We start from the raw sequence: 18421 nt of genomic DNA on the forward strand, positions 1-18421 counted from the left end.
AGCTGACCGGCTTCACACCCCGACGGTCGGTGGCTCGCGGCGTCCTGGCGGCGCTGCTAGTCTTCGCCCTTCAACAGACTTCACGACTAGAACTGCCGTTATGCTGGGGCGTCTTCTTCCTTTGCTCGGGCTATCGCTGCTGGCCTCGCCCGCGCTGGCTCTGACCATCTACAAGTACACCGATGCCAATGGCGTGGTGACCTACAGCGACCAGGCTGCGCCCGGTTCGCAGGTGTTCGTCTTCCGCGACCGCATGGTGGAGAAGCTCGACAACCAGGTGAAGCTGGAAACCCGCAAGCATGCGGCCGGTGAAACGCTGGTGGTGCGCAACGACCTGTTCGCCCCGGTGGATATCGAGCTGAAGCTGGAGGGAGTGAGCAATGCGGTGGGTGCCCCGGCCCAGCCGATCCGCTGGGTGCTGCCGCCGCGCAGCCAGATCCGCCTGGCCACGCTGGCGCCGCGCGATGCCAGCAAACCGCTCCGCTACACACCCAAGCTGCGCCATGCGCTGGGCGATCCCCGGTTGCTGCCAAAGCCCTACAAGTATCCGCTGCCCTGGCGCGGCGGCCCGTTCCGCCTGACCCAGGGCGCCAACGGCCAGTACAGCCACTTCACGCCCAAGGGGCGGCATGCGGTGGATATCGCCATGCCCGAGGGCACGCCAATCATCGCGGCACGCGGCGGCATGGTGGTGAAGGTGGAAAACCAGCAGAGCGGGCGTGGTACCAATCCGGCCGGCAACTTCGTACGCATCCTGCACGACGACGGCACGATGGGCGTCTACCTGCACCTGATGAAGGGCTCGGTGGCGGTGCAGGAAGGCCAGCGGGTGGAAACCGGCACGCGTCTGGCGCGCTCCGGCAATACCGGCAACAGCACCGGGCCGCACCTGCACTTCGTCGTGCAGCGCAACGTCGGTCTGGCCGTCGAGTCGATTCCGTTTGCCTTTTCCCAGCCGGTCGACAGCCTGCCGAATTTCGCGGTGGGCGGCGAGTAACCGAACGCCGCCCCCGGTCGCTATGACTCCTGGCGCAGCACCTTGGCCAGCACGATCTTCGGCCCGCGCATCTTCTTGACCACGATCTGCAGGCCTTCGACCTGCAGCTCCTCGTTTTCCTCGGGAACCCGCTTGAGGGTTTCGTAGATCAGCCCGGCCAGGGTCTCAGCTTCGACATGGTCGAGGTCGACGTTGAGCAGGCGCTCGACCTTGAACAGCGGCGTGTCACCGCGCACCAGCAGCTTGCCGGGCTGGTAGGCGAGGATGCCGCGCTCGGTCTTGCGATGCTCGTCCTGAATGTCGCCGACCAGCACCTCGAGCACGTCTTCCATAGTCAGGAAGCCGATCACCTTGTGGTCGCCTTCCTCCACCAGCACGAAATGCGCCCCCCCCTGGCGGAACTGGTTGAGCAGCACGTTGAGCGGCATGTGCTTGGAGACGCGCTCCAGCGGCCGCAGCAGATCGTGCAGGTCGAAGTGCTCGGCCAGTCGTTCGTCCTCGGCCAGCGCCAGCAGCAGGTCCTTGATGTGCAGCAGGCCGACGTACTCGCCCCGGCTGCTGTCGTACACCGGATAGCGGCTGTACTTGTGGCGGCGGATGGTGTCGAGGATGTCGCCGAGCGGTGCATCGTGCTCCAGCTGCAGCAGGTCCTCGCGGGAGTTGGCCCAGTCGACCACTTCCAGCTCGCTCATCTCCACCGCCGAAGCCAGCACCTGGATCTGCTGGTCGCTCGGGTTCAGCGCGCGGTTGGAGTGCAGGATCAGCTTCAGTTCTTCGCGGCTGTAATGGTGCTCGTGGTGCGCCCCCGGCTCGCCCTGGCCGGCCAGGCGCAGGATGGCGTTGGCACTGGCGTTGAGCAGATAGATCGCCGGATACATCAGCCAGTAGAACAGGTACAGCGGCACGGCCGTCCACAGCGACAGTAGCTCGGGCTTGCGGATTGCCCAGGACTTGGGCGCCAGCTCGCCGACCACGATGTGCAGGTAGGAAATGATGAAGAACGCGGTGAAGAAGGCGATGCCGTGCACCAGCGCTTCGTTGTCGATGCCGACCAGCGCCAGCAGCGGTTCGAGCAGGTGGGCGAACGCCGGTTCGCCCACCCAGCCAAGCCCTAGCGATGCCAGGGTGATACCCAGCTGGCAAGCCGACAGGTAGGCATCCAGCTGGTTATGCACGGTGCGCAGGATGTGTCCGCGCCAGCCGTGCTGACTGGCGATGGCCTCCACCTTGGTGGCGCGCAGTTTGACCATGGCGAACTCGGCTGCGACGAAGAAGCCGTTGAGCAGGACGAGGAACAGGGCAAACAGAATCAGGCCGAGATCAGCGAAATAGGGGGGTGCAACGTAACTGGGGGAAGGGTCCATGAGGTGTTCTGGGTGACAATGGAGCGCTCAGAATGGGGGCGGCGGGCGGGCTTTTCAAGCAACCATCCGACGATCGCGTGGTAGCGCCATGCGATCCGCCTGCGCGCCGGCCGTCAGCGCTGCGCGATCTGCGAGGTCGGAAAGTGGCAGGTAAAGGTGCTGCCTTTGCCCGGCGAGCTGTTGATGTCCAGCCGGCCCTGATGGCGCAGCAGCACGTGCTTGACGATCGCCAGGCCGAGACCGGTGCCGCCGGTATTGCTCGCGCGGCTGGAGTCGACGCGATAGAAGCGCTCGGTCAGCCGCGGCAGGTGCTTGGGCTCGATACCCAGGCCCGAATCCTCCACGCTCAGGTGCGCGCCGGCCTCGTTGCTCCACCAGCGGATGTGAATATCGCCGCCGCCAGGCGTGTATTTCACCGCGTTGAACACCAGATTGGAGAACGCACTGCGCAGCTCGGCCTCGCTGCCCTTGAGCCACAGGGCGGCATCGGCGTCGAGGCTGATGCGGTGCGCGTGGCTGCCGGAAAGCGCGCGCGCGTCGCTGGTGATCGATTGCAGCAGCGGCGCGACGGCGATCGGCTGGTTGTCGGTCGGCCGGTTGCTGGCTTCGAGCTTGGCCAGCAGCAGCAGGTCGTTGATCAGGTGCTGCATGCGATCGGTCTGCTGGTTCATCTGCTGCAGCGCGCGTAGCAGGCGCGGATTGATCTGCTCCGGGTTGTCCAGCAACGTCTCCAGATAGCCGGCAATCACCGTCAGCGGCGTGCGCAGCTCGTGGGAGACGTTGGCGACGAAGTCCTTGCGCATCTGCTCGAGCTGATGCACCCGCGTGACGTCACGCACCACCAGCAGGCGTTCGCTGTTGCCGTAGCGGGTGATGGTGATCTGCAGGCGCAGGCGGTCGTTGACCGGCGCCGGCAGCTCCAGCGGTTCGTCGTACTGGTCGCCCTCGAAGTAGTCCTTGAAGCGCGGATGGCGCACCAGGTTGGTGATCGGGTGGCCGATGTCCTGCGGTTTCTTCAGGCCGAGCAGGCGGTCGGCGGCGATGTTCCACCATTCCAGGTTGCCGTCGCTGTCGAGCATGATCACCGCGTCCTTCAGCGCGGCGGTGGAGCCCTGCACGCGGTCGATCACCGCCTGCAGCTGGCCGCGCAGGCGCAGGTCGCGGCGTTGCAGCTGGTAGAGGTTGTCGAACACCTCGCCCCAGACGCCGGCAGCATCGGGTGGCGGCTGGTCGGCATCCTTGCGCTGCAGCCAGTGCTGCAGGCGGCGCAGCTGATGGAAGGTCCAGCCCAGATAACCGCCCAGGCCGAGCACGAGCATCCAGGCGTATTCGCCAGTGACCAGCCCGAGCAGCAGGCAGGCGCCCAGCAGGAGCAGGAGACGGCGGACGAGCGTGCCTTGCCAGTTCTGGTTCAACCGAGAAGCTCCATGCGGACGGTAGGGTGGCGGTGAGGTGTCAGACCTTGCTGGAGAAGCGGTAGCCGGTGCCGCGTACGGTCTGGACCAGGTTCTCGTAAGCCTCGCCAAGCGCCTTGCGCAGTCGGCGGATATGCACGTCGACGGTGCGCTCCTCGACATAGACATTGCCGCCCCAGACCTGATCCAGCAGCTGGCCGCGAGTATAGGCGCGCTCCTGGTGCGTCATGAAAAACTGCAGCAGACGGTACTCGGTCGGGCCCATCTCGGCCGGCTTGCCGTCGATGGTGACGCGGTGGCTGATCGGGTCCAGCAGCAGGCCGCCAACCTCGATGGGCGCCTCGCTGTCGGTCGGCGCGGCGCGGCGCAGCACGGCCTTCAGGCGCGCTACCAGTTCGCGGGGGGAGAACGGCTTGGTGATGTAGTCGTCGGCGCCGACTTCCAGGCCCTGGATCTTGTTGTCCTCTTCGCCCTTGGCGGTGAGCATGATGATCGGGGTGTCGGCGGTCAGCTCGTCGCGCTTCAGGCGCCGCGCCAGCTCGATGCCGGAGGTGCCGGGCAGCATCCAGTCGAGCAGGATCAGATCGGGCTGGCGATCGATGATCAGCGCATGGGCCTGCTGGCTGTTTTCCGCCTCCAGGCATTCGTAGCCGGCCATTTCCAGGGCGACGACGATCATCTCGCGGATCGGCGCTTCGTCGTCGACGATCAGTATGCTCTTGCCGTTCATGGTCACGCCTCGGTCATTCTGTCGCTCGGCATTAGATAACGGAATTATTGCAGCGATGTGACAGCGCGAGGGCAGGGGCCGGCGGCGTGCGCCGGCGTGCCATCAAAGCGCTATTGGTTGGCTATTTTTTGCGCAATAGCGGCCTGTTTGCCGCACAATCACGCACGTTGACTCAGCGCAGTTCAGCTCGCCTTGAGCGCGTAATCCGCCACGATGCCGGCGAAGATCGCCAGACCGGCCCAGTGGTTGTGCAGGAAGGCGGCAAAACAGCGTTGGCGGTCGCGCGAACGGGTGTAATGGAATTCCCACAGGTAGCAGGCGGCGGCGAGCGCCAGGCCGAGGTGGAACCACTGCCCCAGCTCGAAGCGCGCGCCAGCCAGCAGCAGGCAGAACAGCATCAGGCCCTGCAGGCCGAGGATGATCACCCGGTCGGCATCGCCGAACAGGATGGCGGTGGAGCGGATGCCGATCTTCAGGTCGTCCTCGCGGTCGGCCATCGCATAGTAGGTGTCGTAGGCCACCGTCCACACCACGTTGGCGATGAACAGCAGCCAGGCCTCCGGCGGCAGCGTGCCGCGGGTGGCGGTGAAGCACATCAGGATGCCCCACGAGTACGCCGCACCGAGCACCACCTGCGGGTAGTAGGTGTAGCGCTTCATGAACGGATACAGCGAAGCGACCGCCAGCGCGCCGAACGACAGCCAGACGGTGAGCGCGTTGGTCAGCAGCACCAGGCCGAAGGCCAGTGTCACCAGCACGGCGAACAATATCCAGGCCTCGCGCACGCGGATGCGCCCGGTGGCCAGCGGGCGGTTGCTGGTGCGCTGCACGTGGCCGTCGAAATTGCGGTCGGCGAAATCGTTGATCACGCAGCCGGCAGCGCGCATCAGCACCACGCCGGCGCTGAAGATGAACAGATGCTTGAGACTCGGCACGCCCTCGGAGGCGATCCACAGCGCGCTGAGGGTCGGCCACAGCAGCAGGTAGATGCCGATCGGCTTGTCCATGCGCGTCAGCTGGATGAAGTCCCAGGCGCGCGGGTGCAGGCGATTGCACGATTGCAGGAGTTTCAGATACATCGGCGGTCTCCGTGCGGAAGATGACGAATCAGGCGCGGGCAGCGCAGCTCATGGCGCGATGCCGGCGGCTTGCCAGAGTTCGGGCAGGAACACCTCCGCCACCAGCACGCCGAGGTGCTCCCGGCTGAAGCGCGAGCGGCGCGCCCACAGGTCGGGCTGGCGATGTTCCGGCGGCAGCCAGGCGGCGGGATAGCGGCAGGCCTCTAGCGTGCCGCGGGCGAACGCCGGGTCGCTGAACAGCAGTTCGCCGAGCGAGCGACTGCCGAGGCCCTGCAGGTCCATGCCGGAACGCTCCAGCGCAGCGCGTGCGGCGACGCTGCGGGCGAACACCCAAGGCCGGCCGTGGCCGCACAGGTAGACTTCGCGCACCCAGCCCTGGCTGCCGGACGCCACCCCGAGCGCGACGCACTCGTCGTCGCGCAACGGCTCCCAGGCTTGGTGCAGCGGGATCACGCTGAAGGCGCCGGCGGCCAGCTCGGTCAGGCGACGGGTCAGCGAGCCCTTGTCGACGTAGAGCCAGTCATGCTGCAGCGGATCGAGCGGCGTCGGCAGTTGGTTGGCGGTCAGCCAGGTGTGGAGTTCGGGCACGGGCGATAGAGGGTGCGATTCAGGAAAGGCGGGGAGTCTAACAAGAAAGCCGGCAAGCGCGCTGACTGCGCCGGTTGCGCGGGTTGTCGATCTTGGTTACAACCCTGCGCATGCTCAGCACGGATTGTCCGCCATGCACGACTCGATGATGAACGGCTCGATGATGAACGATAGTGCGGTGTACAAGACACTGCTGGAATCGACCAAGGCCATTCCCTGGAAGATCGACTGGGCCACCATGACGTTTGCCTACATCGGCCCGCAGATCGAAACCCTGCTGGGCTGGCCGCAGGGCAGTTGGCTGAGCGCCAATGACTGGGCCGAGCGCATGCACCCGGAAGACCGCGAGTGGGTGGTGAATTTCTGTGTGGCGCAGTCTCAGTCAGGTATCGACCACGAGGCCGACTATCGCGCTCTGACCCGCGACGGTCGCTATGTATGGATTCGCGATGTGGTGCATGTGCTGCGCAATGCCGCGGGCGAGGTCGAAGCGCTGGTCGGCTTCATGTTCGACATCAGCGAGCGCAAGCAGACCGAGCAAAAGCTGTTGCAGCTGCAGAAGCAGCTGGAAGAACTCTCCTATCAGGACGGCCTTACCGGCGTGGCCAACCGGCGCATGTTCGATAACCGCTTCCAGATGGAATGGAGCAACGCCCAGCGCACCAGTCAGCCGCTGTCGCTGATCCTGTTGGATATCGACTACTTCAAGCAGTACAACGATCACTATGGTCATGTGCGCGGCGACGATTGCCTGAAAAGCGTTGGCCAGGCTCTGAGCGGTGCCGCCGTGCGCCCGCGCGATCTGCTGGCCCGTTATGGCGGTGAAGAGTTTGTCCTGTTGCTGCCAGAGACCGACGCCCAGGCCGCGGCCCAGGTTGCCGAGCGCTGTCGTCAACTGATTCGCGGGCAAAATATCCAGCATGCCCACTCCCAGGTCGCACCGCAGCTGACGATAAGTCTGGGCGTCGGCACCCTCATCCCGGGCCCGTTCGACCAGCCCCACGCGTTTCTCGAAAGGGTGGATCGCCTGCTCTACAAGGCCAAGCATCAGGGGCGCAACCAGGCGGTACTGGCGTAGCCCGAAGGCGATCCGCCCAGCGCGCCAGGGTGGATGTAAAACGACATTCACCCTACGTCCATCCGTTCCAGTTCGGGTTTACGCCCAGCCTTCCAGGCGCATGGTGGCGCGCACCAGGCGTTGTTCTTCCTGTTCGATCTCCCGCAGGTTGTCGCGAATGCCGTGCACGTGGTCGCGTGCGGCGCGTTGCGCCTGGTCGGGCAGGCGTTCGGTGACCGCGTGGAACAGCCGCGAGTGCTGGCGGTCGATCTGCCGCTTCTGCACCGGGCGGTGATAGAGGTTGTTCACCGAGGCGAACACGGTGGACAGCATCAAGTCGGTGAGCGACTGTAGGGTGTGCACCAGCACCGGATTGTGCGAGGCCTCGCAGATGGCCAGGTGAAAGGCATGATCCAGGCGCGCATGTTCGCGCGGGTCGGCGTCCTGCTCGTCGGAATGGGCGGCGAGCATCTCCTCGTAGCGCCGGCGCAACAACACGAAATCGGCATCGGTGCCGCGCAGCGCGGCGAGTCGCGCCGATTCGCCTTCCAGTAGCGCGCGCACTTCCAACAGGTCGTACAGCGTGCGCGGCTGCGAATTGAACAGGTGCATCAGCGGGCTGGCATCGCGCTTGTCCGACAACTGGGCAACGAAGGAGCCGCGCCCCTGCGCCGTCTCGATGATCCCGCGCCCGCGCAGCACGCGCAGACCCTCGCGCAGGGCCGAGCGGGAGATGCCGAGTTTCTCGCACAGGCGCCGCTCCGAAGGCAGTGCCTGGCCGGCTTTGAGCACGCCATCGACGATCAGGCGCTCGATCCGCTCGGCGACCACGTCGGCAACTTGACGACGGTCATTGTTCTTTTCGCTCAACATGCAGGTGCTCTCCCTGCTGGTAGGACCAGTTTGCGGGCAGTTTACCCTGAGTGGCCTCTTACGTGCAGAAATGGCGGCTTGACTGGTATTCAGGTAGTGCCTGAGCGCCTACCACTACAGAAACTGGTAGGACCAGTTGGTGCGGGCATGGACGACCTTGCATCGCGCAGGCTAAACATGCGGCATCTCACCGCAGCGGCCGTGCTGGGGTGACCGTACGAGAGCGGCGAATCTGCATGAATATCCTCTACGACGAACGCGTCGACGGCGCGTTGCCCAAGGTCGACAAGACCGCGCTGCTGGCCGAACTGCAGCGCGAGCTGCCGGATCTGGAAATCCTCCATCGCGGCGAAGATCTCAAGCCGTACGAATGCGACGGCCTGTCGGCCTACCGCACCACGCCGATGCTGGTGGTGCTGCCCGAGCGTGTCGAGCAGGTCGAAACACTGCTCAAGCTCTGCCACCAGCGCGGCGTGCCGGTGGTCGCCCGCGGCGCCGGTACCGGTCTGTCCGGCGGTGCGCTACCGCTGGAGCAGGGCATCCTGCTGGTGATGGCGCGCTTCAACAAGATTCTCGAAGTCGATCCGGCCGGGCGCTTCGCCCGCGTCCAGCCCGGCGTGCGCAACCTGGCGATTTCCCAGGCCGCCGCGCCCTACGAGCTGTACTACGCGCCGGACCCGTCGTCGCAGATCGCCTGTTCGATCGGCGGCAACGTCGCTGAGAACGCCGGCGGCGTGCACTGCCTGAAGTACGGCCTGACCGTGCACAACCTGCTCAAGGTGGAAATCCTCACCGTCGAAGGCGAGCGCATGGTGCTCGGCTCGGACGCGCTGGACTCGCCGGGCTTCGACCTGCTGGCGCTGTTCACCGGCTCCGAGGGCATGCTCGGCATCGTCACCGAGGTGACCGTCAAACTGCTGCCCAAGCCGCAGGTGGCCAAGGTGCTGCTGGCCGCGTTCGACTCGGTGGAGAAGGCCGGGCGTGCGGTGGGCGACATCATCGCCGCCGGCATCATCCCCGGCGGGTTGGAGATGATGGACAACCTGTCGATCCGCGCTGCCGAAGACTTCATCCACGCCGGCTACCCGGTGGATGCCGAGGCGATCCTGCTCTGCGAACTGGATGGCGTCGAAGCCGACGTGCACGACGACTGCGCGCGTGTCAGCGAAGTGCTGAAGCTGGCCGGCGCCACCGAAGTACGCCTGGCGAAAGACGAAGCCGAGCGCGTGCGTTTCTGGGCCGGACGCAAGAATGCCTTCCCGGCGGTCGGGCGCATCTCGCCGGACTACTACTGCATGGACGGCACCATCCCGCGGCGCGAGCTGCCGGGCGTGCTCAAGGGCATCGCCGAGCTGTCCGAGCAGTTCGGCCTGCGCGTGGCCAACGTGTTCCACGCCGGCGACGGCAACATGCACCCGCTGATCCTCTTCGATGCCAACCAGCCCGGTGAGCTGGAGCGTGCCGAAGAGCTCGGCGGCAAGATCCTCGAACTCTGCGTGAAGGTCGGCGGCAGCATCACCGGCGAGCACGGCGTCGGCCGCGAGAAGATCAACCAGATGTGCGCGCAGTTCAACAGCGACGAACTGACCCTGTTCCACGCGGTGAAGGCGGCCTTCGACCCGAGCGGCCTGCTCAACCCTGGCAAGAACATCCCGACCCTGCACCGCTGCGCCGAGTTCGGCCGCATGCATATCCACAACGGCGAACTGCCCTTCCCCGAACTGGAGCGCTTTTGATGACGGTTTCATTCGATGCCAGCGAGCAGTTGCTGGAACAGGTCAACCAGGCGCTGGCGAGCAAGACCCCGCTGCGCATCCAGGGCAGCGGCAGCAAGGCCTTCCTCGGTCGCGCGGTCGAGGGCCAGTTGCTCGACGTGCGCGCCCATCGCGGCATCGTCAGCTACGACCCCACCGAACTGGTGATCACCGCGCGTGCCGGCACCCCGCTGGCCGAGCTGGAAGCCGCGCTGGATGCCGCCGGGCAGATGCTGCCCTGCGAGCCGCCGCACTTCGGCGAGGGCGCCACCGTCGGCGGCATGATTGCCGCCGGGCTGTCCGGCCCGCGCCGGCCGTGGAGCGGCTCGGTGCGTGATTTCGTGCTCGGCACGCGAATCATCACCGGCCAGGGCAAGCACCTGCGCTTCGGTGGCGAGGTGATGAAGAACGTCGCCGGCTACGATCTTTCGCGCCTGATGGCCGGCAGCTTCGGCTGCCTCGGCGTGCTCACCGAGGTCTCGCTCAAGGTGCTGCCCAAGCCGCGCCAGTGCACCAGCCTGCGCCTGGAGATCGATCTGGAACGCGCCCTGCTCAAGCTCGCCGAGTGGGGCCAGCAGCCGGTGCCGATCAGCGCGGCCAGCCATGACGGGCGATTCCTCAACCTGCGCCTGGAAGGCGGCGAAGGTTCAGTCAACGCCGCGCGCGAGCGCATCGGTGGCGACGATCTGGACGCCGGTTACTGGAGCGAGCTGCGCGAGCAGCGCCTGGCGTTCTTTGCCGACGCACGGCCGCTGTGGCGGCTGTCGCTGCCGAACAACACGCCGGCGCTCAACCTGCCGGGCGAGCAACTGGTGGACTGGGCCGGCGCCCAGCGCTGGCTGAAGACCGATGCCGATGCGGTGACCGTACGCGGCATCGCCGTCGAGGTCGGCGGCCACGCCAGCTGCTTCACCGCGGGCGCGACGGCCAATCCGTTCCAGCCGCTGTCCGCACCGCTGCTGCGCTATCACCGCCAGCTCAAGGCCGCGCTCGACCCGCAGGGGATCTTCAACCCCGGCCGCATGTATTCCGAGGTCTGACGACGTATGCAAACGAATCTGAGCGAAGCCGCCAAGCAACTGCCGCGCGCCGAGGAAGCCGAAAGCATCCTGCGCTCCTGCGTGCACTGCGGTTTCTGCAACGCCACCTGCCCGACCTATCAGTTGCTCGGTGACGAGCTGGACGGCCCGCGCGGGCGCATCTACCTGATGAAGCAAATGCTCGAAGGCGGCGAGGTGACCGAGAGCACCCAGCTGCACCTGGACCGCTGCCTGACCTGCCGCAACTGCGAGACCACCTGCCCGTCCGGGGTGAGGTACCACAACCTGCTGGACATCGGCCGCGACTTCATCGAGCGCCAGGTGCCGCGTTCAACCGGCGAGCGCCTGCTGCGTAGCGGCCTGCGCACGGTGATCCCGCGTCCGGGCCTGTTCAAGGCGCTGCTGAGCACCGGCCAGGCGCTGAAGCCGCTGATGCCGGCCTCGCTGAAGGACCACCTGCCGCGCGAGATCCGCCCGGCCAAGCCGCGCCCGCAGGTGCTGCACCAGCGCCGCGTGCTGATGCTCGAAGGCTGCGTGCAGCCGAGCCTGTCGCCGGCCACCAACGCCGCTGCCGCGCGCGTGCTCGACCGCCTCGGCATCAGCGTCACGCCAGCACGTGAGGCTGGCTGCTGCGGCGCGGTGGATTACCACCTCAATGCCCAGGACGCCGGTCTGGACCGCGCGCGGCGCAACATCGACGCCTGGTGGCCGGCCATCGAAGCCGGTGCCGAAGCCATCGTGCAGACCGCCAGCGGCTGTGGCGCCTTCGTCAAGGAATACGGCCACCTGCTCAAGGATGACCCGGCCTACGCGGCCAAGGCCGCGCGTGTCAGCGAACTGGCCAAAGATCTGGTCGAGGTGCTGCGCAGCGCCGAGCTGGAAAAGCTCGATGTGCGCGCCGACAAGCGCATGGCCTTCCATTGCCCGTGCACCCTGCAGCACGCGCAGAAGCTCGGCGGCGCGGTCGAAGACGTGCTGACCCGCCTGGGCTTCCAGCTCACCGCGGTGCCCGATGCGCACCTGTGCTGTGGCTCGGCCGGCAGCTATTCGATCACCCAGCCAGAGATTTCCCACCAGCTGCGCGACAACAAACTCAATGCACTGGAGAGCGGCAAGCCGGAGGTGATCGTCACCGCCAACATCGGCTGCCAGACCCACCTGGATGGCGCCGGCCGCACGCCGGTCAAGCACTGGATCGAAGTGGTCGAGGAATCGATGGGCTAACCGTGGAAAAGGCTGCGCCGTTTTCCACCCTACGACGCGCGAGCCGTAGGGTGGACATCTCGCGCAGCGCATGTCCACCGAGCCACTCCGGCCCGCCCGCCGCGCGCCAACCGAACAATCGAAATACGCAGACAGGAGAATCGAGATGAAAAGCAAAGCCGTACTGAGCCAGACCGAAGTGACCGCCATCCTCGCCGCCGCCCGTGCCGAAGCGCAGGCCAACGGCTGGGCCGTGACCATCGTCGTCGCCGACGACGGCGGCCATCCGCTGGCGCTGGAGCGTCTGGACGGCTGCGCGCCGATCGCCTCCTACATCGCTACCGAGAAGGCCCGCAGCGCGGCCGTCGGTCGCCGCGAAACCAAGGGCTACGAGGACATGGTCAACAACGGCCGCAATGCCTTCCTCTCCGCGCCGGTGGTTTGCTCGCTGGAGGGCGGCGTGCCGCTGGTGGTCGACGGCCAGGTCATCGGTTCGGTTGGCGTGTCCGGCGTGACTGCCGCGCAGGACGCGCAGATCGCCAAGGCGGGCGTTGCCGCCCTCGCTCACTGAATCAGACACAAGGAGAACAACAGATGTCCGAGCGCGTAACCCTGGGCCGCCTGCAGGTTGCGGCCAACCTCAAGCGTTTTGTCGAAGACGAAGTCCTGCCGGGCACCGGCATCGACGCCGCCGCCTTCTGGAGCGGCCTGGACCAGCTCGCCCACGACCTGGCGCCGAAGAACCGTGCCCTGCTCGCCGAGCGCGATCGCCTGCAGCTCGAACTGGACGCCTGGCACAAGGCCAATCCGGGGCCGATCCAGGACATGGCCGCCTACCGCACCTTCCTCGAATCCATCGGCTACCTGCTGCCGGTGCCGGGCGAGGTGAAGATCGACACCGCCAACGTCGACATCGAGATCGCCACTCAGGCCGGCCCGCAGCTGGTGGTGCCGATCATGAACGCCCGCTATGCGCTGAACGCCGCCAACGCCCGCTGGGGCTCGCTGTACGACGCGCTCTACGGCACCGACGCCATCTCCGAAGAAGGCGGCGCGCAGAAGGGGCCGGGCTACAACGAAGTGCGCGGGGCCAAGGTCATCGCCTACGCGCGCAACGTGCTCGACCAGGCCGCGCCGCTGGCTGAAGGCAGCCACGCCGACGCCACCGCCTACCGCGTGCAGGACGGTCAGCTCAAGGTGACCCTGGAGAACGGCACCGTCACCGGTCTCCAGCAGCCGGAGAAGTTCGTCGGCTTCCAGGGCGAGGCAGTCGAGCCCAAGGCCGTGCTGCTGAAGAACAACGGCCTGCACATCGAGATCCAGATCGATCCGAACAGCCCGATCGGCCAGACCGACCCGGCCGGCGTGAAAGACCTGCTGATCGAAGCCGCGGTCTCCACCATCCTCGACTGCGAGGACTCGGTCGCCGCCGTCGATGCCGACGACAAGGTGCTGGCCTACCGCAACTGGCTGGGCATCGTGCAGGGCACCCTCAGCGAGGAAGTCGCCAAGGGCAGCTCCAGCTTCGTCCGCCGCCTCAACCCGGACCGCGAGTACAGCGCGCCGAACGGCGGCACGCTGAAGCTGCACGGCCGTTCGCTGCTGTTCATCCGCAACGTCGGCCACCTGATGACCAACCCGGCGATCCTGCTCGAAGATGGCAGCGAGATCCCCGAGGGCATCATGGACGGCGTGTTCACCAGCCTGATCGCCAAGCATGACCTGGCGCGCAAGGGCAACTCGCGCACCGGCAGCTTCTACATCGTCAAGCCGAAGATGCACGGGCCTGCCGAAGTCGCCTTCGCCGACGAGCTGTTCGGCCGCGTCGAGGACCTGATCGGCGTGCCGCGCTTCACCCTGAAGATGGGCATCATGGACGAGGAGCGCCGCACCAGCGCCAACCTCAAGGCCTGCATCGCGGCGGCCAAGAGCCGTGTGGCCTTCATCAACACCGGTTTCCTCGACCGTACCGGCGACGAGATGCACACCTGCATGGAAGCCGGCCCGGTGCTGCGCAAGGGCGACATGAAGAACACCCCGTGGATCAAGTCCTACGAGCGCAACAACGTGCTGGTCGGCCTGGCCTGCGGCCTCGCCGGTCGCGCGCAGATCGGCAAGGGCATGTGGGCCATGCCGGACCTGATGGCGGCCATGCTCGAACAGAAGATCGGCCATCCGAAATCCGGCGCCAATACCGCCTGGGTTCCGTCGCCCACCGGCGCGACCCTGCACGCACTGCACTACCATCAGGTAGACGTGCAGGCGGTGCAGCGCGAACTGCAGAAGGTCGATCTGGCCGCCGAGCGCGAACAGCTGCTCAATGACCTGCTGACCATCCCGGTGGTCGCCGCGGACAAGTGGAGCGCCGAAGAGAAGCAACAGGAGCTGGACAACAACTGCCAGGGCATCCTCGGTTATGTGGTGCGCTGGGTGGAGCAGGGCGTCGGTTGCTCCAAGGTGCCGGACATCCACGATGTCGGCCTGATGGAAGACCGCGCCACCCTGCGTATCTCCAGCCAGCACATCGCCAACTGGCTGCACCACGGTGTGGTGACCCGCGAGCAGGTGCAGGAAACCCTGCAGCGCATGGCCAAGGTGGTCGACCAGCAGAACGCCGGTGACCCGCTGTACCGCCCGATGGCGCCGGACTACGCCAAGTCCATCGCCTTCCAGGCAGCCAGCGACCTGGTGTTCAAGGGGCGCGAGCAGCCGGCCGGTTACACCGAGCCGCTGCTGCACCAGTGGCGCCAGCGCTTCAAGGCGGCCAATCCGGTCTGAAGCGAGCCATGAACGGCAAGGCGGGAGCTTGTCTCCCGCCGGTACAAGACAGGAGCCCCGGACGCCGATTTTTGCGTTCGGGGCTTTCGAGCATGGGGATCTGCCAGGCAGTTCGGCAGGCACCCGGGGGGTCCGCAACTGCGACGGCCTTAGGCTGTGACGGCGCGGGGTTCCATGCAAGGCACCGGGCTTGCCCGGACATAAGAAAAGCGGTTCACAACAAAAACAGGGACTAATAATGAGTCAAACACTACTGTCCATACTGGCCTTCGTGCCGCTGGTGCTGGCGGGTGTCCTGCTGATCGGCTTTCGTTGGCCGGCCAAGTACGCGATGCCGCTGGTTTTCGTCCTCACTGCGCTGATCGGCCTGCTGGCCTGGGACATGACCCTCAACCGGGTCATCGCTTCTACCTTGCAAGGTTTGATCCTCACCGCGGCGATCCTCTGGATCATCTTCGGTGCGATCCTGCTGCTGAACACGCTCAAGCACTCGGGAGGCATCTCGGCGATCCGTCGCGGCTTCTCCGACATCAGTCCCGACCGTCGCGTGCAGGCGCTGATCGTGGCCTGGCTGTTCGGTTGCTTCATCGAAGGGGCCTCCGGCTTCGGTACGCCGGCCGCGGTGGCGGCGCCGTTGCTGGTGGCGCTGGGCTTCCCGGCACTGGCCGCAGTGGTGCTGGGCATGATGGTGCAATCCACGCCGGTGTCCTTCGGTGCTGTGGGTACGCCGATTCTGGTCGGTGTCGGCGCGGGCCTGGACAAGACCGGCATCAGCGCGCAGCTGGCCACCGTGGGCAGTAACTGGGAGGTGTTCTTCCACCTGATCTTCTCGCGGGTGGCGATCATCCATGCGCTGTGCGGGATTCTCATGCCGCTGATCATGATCAGCATCATGACGCGCTTCTTCGGCCGCAATAAGTCCTGGTCGGAAGGTCTGGTGGTGGCGCCGTTCGCCATCTTCACCGGCCTCTGCTTCGTGATTCCGTATGCCGCTGCCGGCGTGTTCCTTGGACCGGAGTTCCCCTCGATCATCGGCGCGCTGGTCGGTCTGGCCATCGTCGTACCGGCGGCCAAGGCCGGCTTCCTGCTGCCCAAGCAGAGCTGGGATTTCGCTCCGGCCAGTGAATGGCCGACGGAGTGGATGGGCAAGATCGAGATGAAGATCGAGGACATCGCCGGCAAGACGCCGATCTCCGTGCCGATGGCCTGGGCGCCGTACCTGCTGCTGGCGGCGTTCCTGGTGATCTCGCGGGTGTTCCCGGACGTCAAGGCGGCGTTGATGTCGCTCTCCTTCGGCTGGAAGGACATCCTCGGTGAAGCCGGTGTCTCGGGTACGCTGGAGCCGCTGTACCTGCCCGGTGGCATCCTCTGCATCGTCGTGGCGATCACCTTCTTCCTGCATCGCATGAGCGCACGGGAGCTGGGTGCGGCGATCAACGAGTCGAGCCGGACGCTGCTCGGCGCGGGCTTCGTGCTGATCTTCACCATTCCGATGGTGCGTATCCTGATCAACTCGGGGGTCAACGGCTCCGATCTGGTGTCGATGCCGGTGGCGATGGCGCAGCTGGTGGCCGACAGCGTGGGTTCGGTGTATCCGTTCTTCGCGCCGGCCGTGGGTGCGCTGGGCGCGTTCATCGCCGGTTCCAACACCGTATCCAACCTGATGCTCTCGCAGTTCCAGTTCAACACCGCGGGCCTGCTGGGTCTGTCCGGTGCGCTGATGGTGGCGCTGCAGTCGGTGGGCGCGGCGGCGGGCAACATGATCGCCATCCACAACGTGGTCGCCGCTTCGGCTACCGTGGGCCTGCTCGGGCGCGAAGGCATCACCCTGCGCAAGACCATGCTGCCGACGCTGTACTACCTCGCCCTGGCCGGCACTATCGGCCTGCTAGGCTTCTATGTACTGGGCATCACCGATCCGCTGGTGGGCGTCGCCCGCTGAGTACGCAGCAACCCTGAGCGACGGGCGGCCTTGGCCGCCCGTTTCGTTCGTGGCATGGCAAGTCCGCGCGTGCTCGTATAGCGTGCGGTTCGATCAATACAGTATCGAGGTCCGGAATGAACAAATGGCAATGCGTGGTGTGCGGATTCACCTATGACGAAGCGGCCGGGCTGCCCGAAGAGGGCATCGCGCCGGGCACCCGCTGGGAAGACGTACCGGAAGACTGGACCTGTCCCGACTGCGGCGTCGGCAAGGTGGATTTCGAGATGGTCGTGGTCGCCTGAGCCGCGCTTTGCATTACAACGAGGAGGACAACGTGACAGCACCTATCGTGATCATCGGCACCGGCCTGGCCGGCTACAACCTGGCCCGCGAGCTGCGCAAGCTCGACAGCACGACGCCGCTGCTGCTGATCACCAGCGATGACGGTCGATCCTATTCCAAGCCGCTGCTGTCTACCGGCTTCGCGATGGGCAAGGACGCCGACGGTTTGGGTCAGGCCGATGCCGGCGAGATGGCCGAGAAGCTCAATGCCGAAATCCGCACCCACACCCGCGTCACCCGCCTCGAACCCGCGGCGCGCCGCATCTGGATCGGCAACGAGCCGGTGGTCTATCGCGATCTGGTTCTCGCCTGGGGCGCGCAGACCATTCGCGTGCCGGTCGAGGGCGACGCGCAGGACGCGATCTTCCCGATCAACGACCTGCATGATTACCGCCGTTTCCGCGCGGCGGCGCAGGGCAAGCAGCGCGTACTGATTCTCGGCGCCGGGCTGATCGGCTGCGAGTTCGCCAACGACCTGCTGACCGGCGGCTACCAGGTCGACGTGGTCGCGCCGAGCACGCAGATCATGCCCGGACTGCTGCCGCTCGAGGCGGCCACCGCAGTGCAGGGCGGGCTGCAGCAGCTCGGCGCGCGCTTTCACCTGGGGCCGGTACTGCAACGCCTCGAGCGCACGGGCGACGGCCTGCAGGCGCGTCTCTCGGATGGGCAGACGCTGAACTGCGACCTAGTGGTGAGCGCCGTCGGTCTGCGTCCGCGCACCGAACTGGCCGCCGAAGCCGGTCTGCAGGTGGCGCGCGGCATCGTCGTCGATCGTCTGCTGCAGACCTCGCAGCCGCACATCTACGCGCTGGGCGACTGCGCCGAGGTGGAAGGGCTCAGCCTGCTCTACGTGATGCCGCTGATGAGCGGCGTGCGCGCACTGGCCAGGACGCTTACGGGCACCCCGACGATGGTCAGCTACGGTGCCATGCCGGTCACGGTGAAGACGCCGGTATGCCCGCTGGTGGTCTCGCCGCCGGCCGTTGGTGCCGAAGGCCACTGGTCCGTGGAGGCCCAGGGCGCCGACGTGCGTGCACGCTATCTGGGGCCCTCCGGCCAGCTGCTCGGCTATGCTCTGACAGGCGCGGCAACGCAGGAGCGGATGGCGCTGAATCGGCAGCTTCCGCCGGTATTGGCGGAACTGCCGCAAGTTCTGTCGCTAAAGGCCTGAGCCGGGATCGGACTTGAGTCGTAGAAGACTGGCGCAGGTGCTAGCAGCATGCCATTCTCGACGCGTCTGCCCGGTCTAGAGCCGTCGCAGCGCCTTAGAACGCTGT

General features: G+C 66.2%; 16 protein-coding genes. 10 read left to right on the forward strand and 6 right to left on the reverse strand.

The genetic code is table 11. The features are described 5' to 3' along the window. Positions 1-100: 100 nt before the first annotated feature. On the forward strand, positions 101-997 hold the full coding sequence (locus tag NAV27_RS02020; RefSeq protein ID WP_008569577.1) for a peptidoglycan DD-metalloendopeptidase family protein: 897 nt from the start codon (positions 101-103) through the stop codon (positions 995-997). Between the two features lie 20 nt (positions 998-1017). Here NAV27_RS02020 and NAV27_RS02025 read toward each other — a convergent pair whose 3' ends face one another. From NAV27_RS02025 to NAV27_RS02045, 5 genes are all read right to left on the reverse strand, one after another. Next, positions 1018-2361 (reverse strand): hemolysin family protein, encoded by a 1344-nt coding sequence (locus tag NAV27_RS02025; RefSeq protein WP_102827916.1) that lies wholly within the window; start codon positions 2359-2361, stop codon positions 1018-1020. Between the two features lie 113 nt (positions 2362-2474). Further along, positions 2475-3776 carry a phosphate regulon sensor histidine kinase PhoR gene (gene phoR / locus NAV27_RS02030; RefSeq protein ID WP_102827915.1) on the reverse strand — a complete coding sequence of 434 codons (1302 nt, stop codon included), beginning with the start codon at positions 3774-3776 and terminating at the stop codon, positions 2475-2477. A gap of 40 nt (positions 3777-3816) precedes the next feature. Further along, positions 3817-4506 carry a phosphate regulon transcriptional regulator PhoB gene (gene phoB, locus NAV27_RS02035; protein WP_008569580.1) on the reverse strand — a complete coding sequence of 230 codons (690 nt, stop codon included), beginning with the start codon at positions 4504-4506 and terminating at the stop codon, positions 3817-3819. 182 nt (positions 4507-4688) lie between these two features. After that, positions 4689-5585, reverse strand: a complete 897-nt coding sequence (gene ubiA / locus NAV27_RS02040) for a 4-hydroxybenzoate octaprenyltransferase (protein WP_102827914.1) — start codon at positions 5583-5585, stop codon at positions 4689-4691. 48 nt (positions 5586-5633) lie between these two features. Further along, on the reverse strand, positions 5634-6173 hold the full coding sequence (locus NAV27_RS02045) for a chorismate--pyruvate lyase family protein (RefSeq protein ID WP_043295491.1): 540 nt from the start codon (positions 6171-6173) through the stop codon (positions 5634-5636). Between the two features lie 133 nt (positions 6174-6306). On the opposite strand from NAV27_RS02045, the gene NAV27_RS02050 reads away from it, so the two are divergent. Further along, a complete protein-coding gene (locus NAV27_RS02050) occupies positions 6307-7251 on the forward strand; it encodes a sensor domain-containing diguanylate cyclase (protein WP_232249089.1) in 945 nt (314 codons plus the stop codon). Between the two features lie 78 nt (positions 7252-7329). On the opposite strand, the gene glcC is transcribed toward NAV27_RS02050, so the two are convergent. Continuing rightward, complete coding sequence (gene glcC / locus NAV27_RS02055) at positions 7330-8103, reverse strand: transcriptional regulator GlcC (RefSeq protein ID WP_008569586.1); 774 nt, start codon at positions 8101-8103, stop codon at positions 7330-7332. Between the two features lie 236 nt (positions 8104-8339). Here glcC and glcD point away from each other — a divergent pair, with 236 nt between their 5' ends. The 8 genes from glcD to NAV27_RS02095 all read left to right on the forward strand — a co-directional run bounded on the left by glcD (position 8340) and on the right by NAV27_RS02095 (position 18315). Continuing rightward, on the forward strand, positions 8340-9839 hold the full coding sequence (gene glcD / locus NAV27_RS02060) for a glycolate oxidase subunit GlcD (RefSeq protein WP_102827913.1): 1500 nt from the start codon (positions 8340-8342) through the stop codon (positions 9837-9839). Beyond that, positions 9839-10897, forward strand: a complete 1059-nt coding sequence (glcE, locus tag NAV27_RS02065; RefSeq protein ID WP_102827912.1) for a glycolate oxidase subunit GlcE — start codon at positions 9839-9841, stop codon at positions 10895-10897. The genes glcD and glcE overlap by 1 nt, the downstream gene beginning before the upstream one ends. Before the next feature lie 6 nt (positions 10898-10903). After that, positions 10904-12121 carry a glycolate oxidase subunit GlcF gene (glcF, locus tag NAV27_RS02070; RefSeq protein WP_102827911.1) on the forward strand — a complete coding sequence of 406 codons (1218 nt, stop codon included), beginning with the start codon at positions 10904-10906 and terminating at the stop codon, positions 12119-12121. 145 nt (positions 12122-12266) lie between these two features. Then, complete coding sequence (locus tag NAV27_RS02075; protein WP_043299583.1) at positions 12267-12671, forward strand: heme-binding protein; 405 nt, start codon at positions 12267-12269, stop codon at positions 12669-12671. 23 nt (positions 12672-12694) lie between these two features. Continuing rightward, entirely contained in the window at positions 12695-14878 is a 2184-nt protein-coding gene (locus tag NAV27_RS02080) for a malate synthase G (protein WP_102827910.1), read from the forward strand. Between the two features lie 238 nt (positions 14879-15116). Further along, positions 15117-16820 carry an L-lactate permease gene (locus tag NAV27_RS02085; protein WP_102827909.1) on the forward strand — a complete coding sequence of 568 codons (1704 nt, stop codon included), beginning with the start codon at positions 15117-15119 and terminating at the stop codon, positions 16818-16820. 116 nt (positions 16821-16936) lie between these two features. Then, on the forward strand, positions 16937-17104 hold the full coding sequence (locus tag NAV27_RS02090; RefSeq protein ID WP_043299587.1) for a rubredoxin: 168 nt from the start codon (positions 16937-16939) through the stop codon (positions 17102-17104). A gap of 32 nt (positions 17105-17136) precedes the next feature. Beyond that, positions 17137-18315 carry an FAD-dependent oxidoreductase gene (locus tag NAV27_RS02095; RefSeq protein WP_102828261.1) on the forward strand — a complete coding sequence of 393 codons (1179 nt, stop codon included), beginning with the start codon at positions 17137-17139 and terminating at the stop codon, positions 18313-18315. The last annotated feature ends 106 nt before the right edge of the window (positions 18316-18421 follow it).

Origin of the sequence: Stutzerimonas degradans, assembly GCF_024448505.1 — a bacterium.
Taxonomy (GTDB): domain Bacteria; phylum Pseudomonadota; class Gammaproteobacteria; order Pseudomonadales; family Pseudomonadaceae; genus Stutzerimonas; species Stutzerimonas degradans.

Bases quoted from the DNA above. Each gene is read 5' to 3' on its own strand.
- NAV27_RS02020 (WP_008569577.1), top strand. From the start codon at position 101: ATGCTGGGGCGTCTTCTTCCTTTGCTCGGGCTATCGCTGCTGGCCTCG.
- NAV27_RS02025 (WP_102827916.1), bottom strand. From the start codon at position 2,361: ATGGACCCTTCCCCCAGTTACGTTGCACCCCCCTATTTCGCTGATCTC.
- phoB (WP_008569580.1), bottom strand. From the start codon at position 4,506: ATGAACGGCAAGAGCATACTGATCGTCGACGACGAAGCGCCGATCCGC.
- ubiA (WP_102827914.1), bottom strand. From the start codon at position 5,585: ATGTATCTGAAACTCCTGCAATCGTGCAATCGCCTGCACCCGCGCGCC.
- NAV27_RS02050 (WP_232249089.1), top strand. From the start codon at position 6,307: ATGCACGACTCGATGATGAACGGCTCGATGATGAACGATAGTGCGGTG.
- glcC (WP_008569586.1), bottom strand. From the start codon at position 8,103: ATGTTGAGCGAAAAGAACAATGACCGTCGTCAAGTTGCCGACGTGGTC.
- glcD (WP_102827913.1), top strand. From the start codon at position 8,340: ATGAATATCCTCTACGACGAACGCGTCGACGGCGCGTTGCCCAAGGTC.
- glcE (WP_102827912.1), top strand. From the start codon at position 9,839: ATGACGGTTTCATTCGATGCCAGCGAGCAGTTGCTGGAACAGGTCAAC.
- glcF (WP_102827911.1), top strand. From the start codon at position 10,904: ATGCAAACGAATCTGAGCGAAGCCGCCAAGCAACTGCCGCGCGCCGAG.
- NAV27_RS02075 (WP_043299583.1), top strand. From the start codon at position 12,267: ATGAAAAGCAAAGCCGTACTGAGCCAGACCGAAGTGACCGCCATCCTC.
- NAV27_RS02080 (WP_102827910.1), top strand. From the start codon at position 12,695: ATGTCCGAGCGCGTAACCCTGGGCCGCCTGCAGGTTGCGGCCAACCTC.
- NAV27_RS02085 (WP_102827909.1), top strand. From the start codon at position 15,117: ATGAGTCAAACACTACTGTCCATACTGGCCTTCGTGCCGCTGGTGCTG.
- NAV27_RS02090 (WP_043299587.1), top strand. From the start codon at position 16,937: ATGAACAAATGGCAATGCGTGGTGTGCGGATTCACCTATGACGAAGCG.